Origin of the sequence: Phenylobacterium sp. (assembly GCF_046590535.1) — a bacterium.
In the GTDB taxonomy this organism is placed as follows: Bacteria; Pseudomonadota; Alphaproteobacteria; order Caulobacterales; family Caulobacteraceae; genus Phenylobacterium.
Map to the genome: position 1 here is coordinate 1 of NZ_JBKJTG010000137.1, position 5,431 is coordinate 5,431.

Consider the following 5,431-nt stretch of genomic DNA (forward strand, 5'->3'; position numbering starts at 1 on the left):
TGGTGATCTTGGCCGGACCGATAGCGGAGATCGGCATCTGGCAGGAGCGGATCGGCTGTCCGTCGGCCTGCACGGTGCTGGCCGACGGACAGCCGATCCGCTCCTGCCAGATGCCGATCTCCGCTATCGGTCCGGCCAAGATCACCACCATCGAGAGCCTAGGGGGAAACCACCCGCTGCAGGTGGCCTGGGTGAAGCACGACGTGCCGCAGTGCGGCTACTGCCAGTCGGGCCAGCTGATGAACGCCGCGGCGCTGCTGACCCAGAACGCCAAGCCCACCGACGCCGACATCGGCGCGGCCATGGACGGCAACATCTGCCGCTGCGGCGCCTACCAGCGGATCAGAGAAGCCATCAAGGACGCCGCCGGAATGTCCGCGGTCCCGGCGGTGGCGGTGACGCCCGCGCCGCTCGCCGTGCCGAAGGTCTGAGGAGAGCCCGATGAACAAGCCTCTGAAAGATATCGCCACCGCCGCCACCCGACGCGAGGTGCTGGCGGTCAGCGCCGCCCTGGCCGGTGGCTCGCTGCTGGTGGGCTGCTCCATGGGCGACGTGATGAGCGTCGGCGCCAAGAAGGACTTCGGCGCCTTCGGACCCTTCGTGAAGATCTCGCCGGACGGTTGGGTCACGGTGATCTCCAAGCACATCGAGTTCGGCCAGGGCAATCACGCGGGCCTCGCCGCCATCGTGGCCGAAGAGCTGGACGCCGACTGGACGAAGGTCCGGGTCGAGCAGGCCGTGGCCAACGCCAAGGTCTATTCCAACGGGCTGATGGGGGTGCAGGGCACCGGCGGCTCGTCGGCGATCTCCAACTCCTGGACCCAGCTGCGCACCGCGGGCGCCTCGGCCCGGGCCATGTTCGTGGACGCCGCCGCGAAGAAATGGGACGTCGCCGCCGGCGAGATCACCGTCGCCAACGGGGTGGTGGCCCATGTCGGCTCGGGCAAGCAGGCGGGCTTCGGCGAACTGATGGCCGACGCCGCCAAGATCACACCCGTCCAGACGCCCAAGTTGAAGGACCCCAGGACCTTCACCCTGATCGGCACCGACCGGGTCCGCCGCAAGGACAGCTACGCCAAGAGCACCGGGACCGCCCGGTTCACCCAGGACGTGCGGCTGCCCAACATGCTGACCGCCATGGTCGCCCATGCGCCGCGGTTCGGGGCCAAGGTGAAGTCCTTCGACGCCGCGGAGGCCAGGAAGGTGCCGGGTGTGGTGGAGGTATACCAGATCCCCACCGGCGTCGCCGTGGTCGCGCAGAACACCTGGGCCGCCCTGCAGGGCCGCGCCGCGCTGAAGGTCACCTGGGACGAATCCAAGGCTGAGAAACGCAGCTCCGACCAGATCCTGGCGTCGTTCAAGGACCTGGCCTCCGGCAAGGTCCAGCCCACCGGCAAGCTGGAGTGGACGGCTTTCGACGCCAAGGGGACTGCGCCCGCGGCCACCGGCGGCGACGCCCTGGAGGTCGCCTACGACTTTCCCTACCTGGCGCACGCCACCATGGAGCCGATGGACTGCGTGGCCATCGTCGACGGCAACAAGACCCGGCTGATCCACGGCTCGCAGATTCCCACCATGGACCAGCTCAACGCCGCCAAAATCGTCGGCAACCTGCCCGGCGCCATCCAGGTGGAGACCCTGTTCGCCGGCGGCTCCTTCGGGCGGCGCGCCAACTTCCAGTCCGACTATGTCGCCGAGTGCGTGCAGATCGCCAAGCGGGTGAACAAGGGCCGGCCGGTGAAGCTGGTCTGGACCCGCGAGGACGACATGGCGGCGGGCTACTATCGCCCCCTGGTGCATCACGCCCTGCGGATCACCACCGACGCCGAGGGCTATCCCGCCACCTGGCGCCAGCGGATCGTCACCCAGTCGGTGATGAAGGGCTCGCCCACCGGCGTGCCCAAGCTGGACGAGACCGCCGTGGAGGGGGTGAAGGGCTCGCCCTACCTGAAGGCCACGCCGGTGGTGGACACCCAGGTGATCCTGCCCGACGTGGGCGTGCCGGTGCTGTGGTGGCGCTCGGTGGGCGCCACCCACACGGCCTATGTGATGGAGCACACCATCGACCAGCTGGCCAAGCGGGCCGGCAAGGATCCGGTGGAGTACCGCCGCGCCCTCTACGCCAAGGCCGGCGCCAACCGCCACCTGGCGGTGCTGAACCTGGCTGCCGAGAAGGCCGGCTGGACGACCCCCGCCCCGGCGGGCTGGACCCGCGGGGTGGCCGTGCACGAGTGCTTCGGCTCGGTGGTGGCCCAGGTGGCCGAGGTGCAGATGCTGAACGGGGCGCCGAAGGTCGGCCGGGTGGTCACCGCCATCGACTGTGGCCTGGCCATCTCCCCCAACCAGGTCGCCTCGCAGATCGAGGGCGGCACCTGCTATGGCCTGTCGGCGGCGATGTTCGGCCAGACGACCCTGAAGGAGGGGGTGGTCCAGGAGACCAACTTCGACACCTACCGGGTGCTGCGCCACTCCGAGGCGCCCACGGTGGAGACCTGGATCCTCCCCTCCGCCAACCCGCCCAGCGGCGTCGGCGAGCCGGGCACGCCGGTGATCGGGCCCGCCGTGGCCAACGCCATCCTGGCGATCACCGGCCAGCCGACGCTGAGCCAGCCGTTTGTGAAGGTCTAGCCGGCGAGGTCCCTCCGCTGGTCCACGTCGAACAGCACGCCGTCGTCGGGGGCCTCTACCAGGGCCAGGGCCGGGCCCAGGCTTTGCAGGACGCCGCGCGCGCCCGCGTCGCCGGTGAGCGCCAGGAGGTCGGGGAACAGGTCGCGGGCCAGGACCACGGGATTGCCGCGCCGGCCAGCGAACAGCGGCGCCGCGGCAGGCGCCCCGGCCCGCACCGCCTGCGCCAGGGGCTCCAGGACGGCGATCGGCACGCGGGGCATGTCGCCCAGGAACACGAACACGGCCTGGGCGTCCTCAGGCAGGCTGGCGATGGCGCAGCGCAGCGACGCGCCCATGCCCTCGGCGTGGCTGGCGGCGTGGACGATGCGGACGCGGGGGTCGAAGGCCCGGGCCGCGGCGGCGAGCGCCTCGGCGTCCGCGCCGGTGACCACCGTCACCCCGCGCACCGGGGCGGTGAAGGCCGTGGCGAGCGCAGCCTCGATCAGCAGGCCGCCCCGCCAGGGCGCCAACAGCTTGCCGCCGCCGAACCGGACCCCCGCGCCGGCCGCCAGCACCACGGCTTCGAAGGCCGCTATTGGTCCTGCCCCTGTCGCCAAGCCCGCTTCCCCTCTATGTTCCAAGGCGACATGACGCCCTATGACGCCGCATCGCCGCAAGTCGCAAAGCGCCCGCCCCCGCTGGTGGACGCCTTTGGCCGCACGGTGAGCTACCTGCGCCTGTCGGTCACCGACCGCTGCGACCTGCGCTGCGTCTACTGCATGGCCGAGCACATGGTCTTCCTGCCGAAGGTCGAGGTGCTGAGCCTTGAGGAGCTGGACCGGCTGGCCTCAGCCTTCATCGCGCTGGGAACCCGCAAGCTGCGGATCACCGGCGGCGAGCCCCTGGTGCGCAAGGGGGTCATGGGTCTGATCGGCGGCCTGTCGCGCCACCTGGCCACCGGGGCCCTGGAGGAACTGACGCTGACCACCAACGGCACCCGGCTGGCCGAGTTCGCCGGCGGGCTGGCCGAGGCGGGCGTCAAGCGGATCAACGTCTCGCTGGACACTCTCAAGCCGGAGCTGTTCCGCCGCCTGACCCGCGGCGGGGATGTGGCCAAGGTGCTGGCGGGGATCGATGCGGCGCAACGGGCCGGCCTGCGGGTGAAGCTGAACGCGGTGGCCTTGCGAAACGACAACGCCGCCGAACTGCCGGAGCTGATCCGCTGGGCCCACGGCCGCGACCTGGACGTGACCCTGATCGAGACCATGCCGCTGGGCGAGGTGGAGGCTGACCGCACCGACCAGTACCTGTCGCTGACCGTGCTGCGGCGCGAGCTGGAGAGCTTCTGGTCGCTGTCCGACATTCCCCTGCAGACCGGCGGGCCGGCGCGCTATGTGCGGGTGGCGGAGACCGGCGGCCGGCTTGGGTTCATCACCCCGCTCAGCCACAATTTCTGCGAGGCCTGCAACCGGGTGCGGGTGACCTGCACCGGCACCCTGCACACCTGCCTGGGCCGGGAGGACGCCAGCGACCTGCGGGCCGTCATGCGCGCCGGCGCCTCGGACGACGACCTGGCCGACGCCATCCGCCTGGCCGTGGACGGCAAGCCGAAGGGCCACGACTTCCAGATCGAGCGGGCGGAGCCGGCGGTGGCCCGGCACATGTCCACCACGGGCGGCTGAGCCGTGGCCCGGGTGCTGCTGTTCGGCCGCCTGAGCGACCTGGCCGGCTGGCGCGAGCGGGAGGTGGACGCGGTGACCACGCTGGATGCGCTGCGCGCGTTCCTGACCTCCGAGGACGCCGACCTGGGCGCAGCCCTGGCGGGACCCGGGGTGCAGGTCGCCCTGGACCAGGCCATCGTCCGCGGCGACGCGGCCCTGGGCCCCCGGGCCGAAGTCGCCTTCCTGCCGCCGATGAGCGGCGGATGATCCAGCTCACCGCAGAACCATTCGATCCGGGCGCCCTGTTGACCAGCTTTTCCCGCGGCCGGGCGGAGACCGGGGCGGTCGCCACCTTCACCGGCCTGGCCCGCGCCGACGGGGGCGAAACCGCGACCCTGGAGCTGGAGGCCTATCCGGGCTTCACCGAGGCGCAGATCGGCAAGATCGCCGATGAGGCCCGGGGGCGCTTTTCCCTGCACGACCTGACAGTCGTCCACCGGGTGGGCAAGATCGCGCCCGGCGAGCCGGTGGTCTTCGTGGCCACCGCCGCGGCGCACCGCCGCGAGGCCTTCGAGGCCTGCGATTTCCTGATGGACTACCTGAAGTCCAAGGCGCCCTTCTGGAAGAAGGAGCACGGCCCGGACGGCGCCCGCTGGGTGGAGCCCCGCGCGCAGGACCATGCCGATATTTCTCGTTGGGAGAACGGGGCGCGCTGGGACAAGGAGACCGCGAAATGAACATGTTGACCCCCGGCGGCCGGATCAACGAGGGCCTGCCGATCAAGCCGGTGCGCATCGCCGTCCTGACCATCTCGGACACCCGCGACGAGGAAAGCGACACCTCGGGCCACGTGCTGGCCGAGCGGGTGAAGGCGGCCGGCCACGAGCTGACCGACAAGGCCATCGTGCGCGACGACGTCGAGGATATCCGCCGGCAGGTGCTGGTCTGGGTGGACGCCGGCGTGGAGGCCATCGTCACCACCGGCGGCACCGGGATCACCGGCCGCGATGTGACGCCCGAGGCGATCCGTCCGCTCTTCGACAAGGAGATCGACGGGTTCTCGGTGGTCTTCCACCTGGTCAGCTACCAGTCGGTGGGGCTGTCGACGCTGCAGTCTCGGGCTCTGGCGGGGCTGGTGAAGGGCGTGTTTGTCTTCTGCCTGC

General features: G+C 71.0%; 7 protein-coding genes. 6 read left to right on the forward strand and 1 reads right to left on the reverse strand.

Going from position 1 to position 5,431, the window contains the following annotated elements:
* The first annotated feature begins 2 nt into the window (after positions 1 to 2).
* Together ACLL81_RS08455 and ACLL81_RS08460 are read left to right on the forward strand one after the other, a co-directional pair.
* Positions 3 to 431, forward strand: a complete 429-nt coding sequence (locus ACLL81_RS08455; RefSeq protein WP_411287906.1) for a (2Fe-2S)-binding protein — start codon at positions 3 to 5, stop codon at positions 429 to 431.
* Between the two features lie 10 nt (positions 432 to 441).
* The gene (locus ACLL81_RS08460) at positions 442 to 2,628 is read left to right on the forward strand and encodes a molybdopterin cofactor-binding domain-containing protein (RefSeq protein ID WP_411287907.1); all 2,187 of its coding nucleotides are present in this window, start codon (positions 442 to 444) and stop codon (positions 2,626 to 2,628) included.
* On the opposite strand, the gene ACLL81_RS08465 is transcribed toward ACLL81_RS08460, so the two are convergent.
* Positions 2,625 to 3,224 (reverse strand): NTP transferase domain-containing protein, encoded by a 600-nt coding sequence (locus ACLL81_RS08465; RefSeq protein ID WP_411287908.1) that lies wholly within the window; start codon positions 3,222 to 3,224, stop codon positions 2,625 to 2,627. The two genes, ACLL81_RS08460 and ACLL81_RS08465, sit on opposite strands and share 4 nt — an antisense overlap.
* Positions 3,225 to 3,254: 30 nt before the next feature.
* On the opposite strand from ACLL81_RS08465, the gene moaA reads away from it, so the two are divergent.
* From moaA to ACLL81_RS08485, 4 genes are all read left to right on the forward strand, one after another.
* A complete protein-coding gene (moaA, locus tag ACLL81_RS08470; protein WP_411287909.1) occupies positions 3,255 to 4,289 on the forward strand; it encodes a GTP 3',8-cyclase MoaA in 1,035 nt (344 codons plus the stop codon).
* A 3-nt stretch (positions 4,290 to 4,292) separates the two neighbouring features.
* A complete protein-coding gene (locus tag ACLL81_RS08475; protein ID WP_411287910.1) occupies positions 4,293 to 4,535 on the forward strand; it encodes a MoaD/ThiS family protein in 243 nt (80 codons plus the stop codon).
* Positions 4,532 to 5,005: a molybdenum cofactor biosynthesis protein MoaE gene (locus ACLL81_RS08480; RefSeq protein WP_411287911.1), complete on the forward strand. Its 474-nt coding sequence runs from the start codon at positions 4,532 to 4,534 to the stop codon at positions 5,003 to 5,005. The genes ACLL81_RS08475 and ACLL81_RS08480 overlap by 4 nt, the downstream gene beginning before the upstream one ends.
* On the forward strand, positions 5,002 to 5,431 hold a 430-nt coding region (locus ACLL81_RS08485; RefSeq protein WP_411287912.1), incomplete at its 3' end, for a molybdenum cofactor biosynthesis protein B. The genes ACLL81_RS08480 and ACLL81_RS08485, both read left to right, overlap by 4 nt.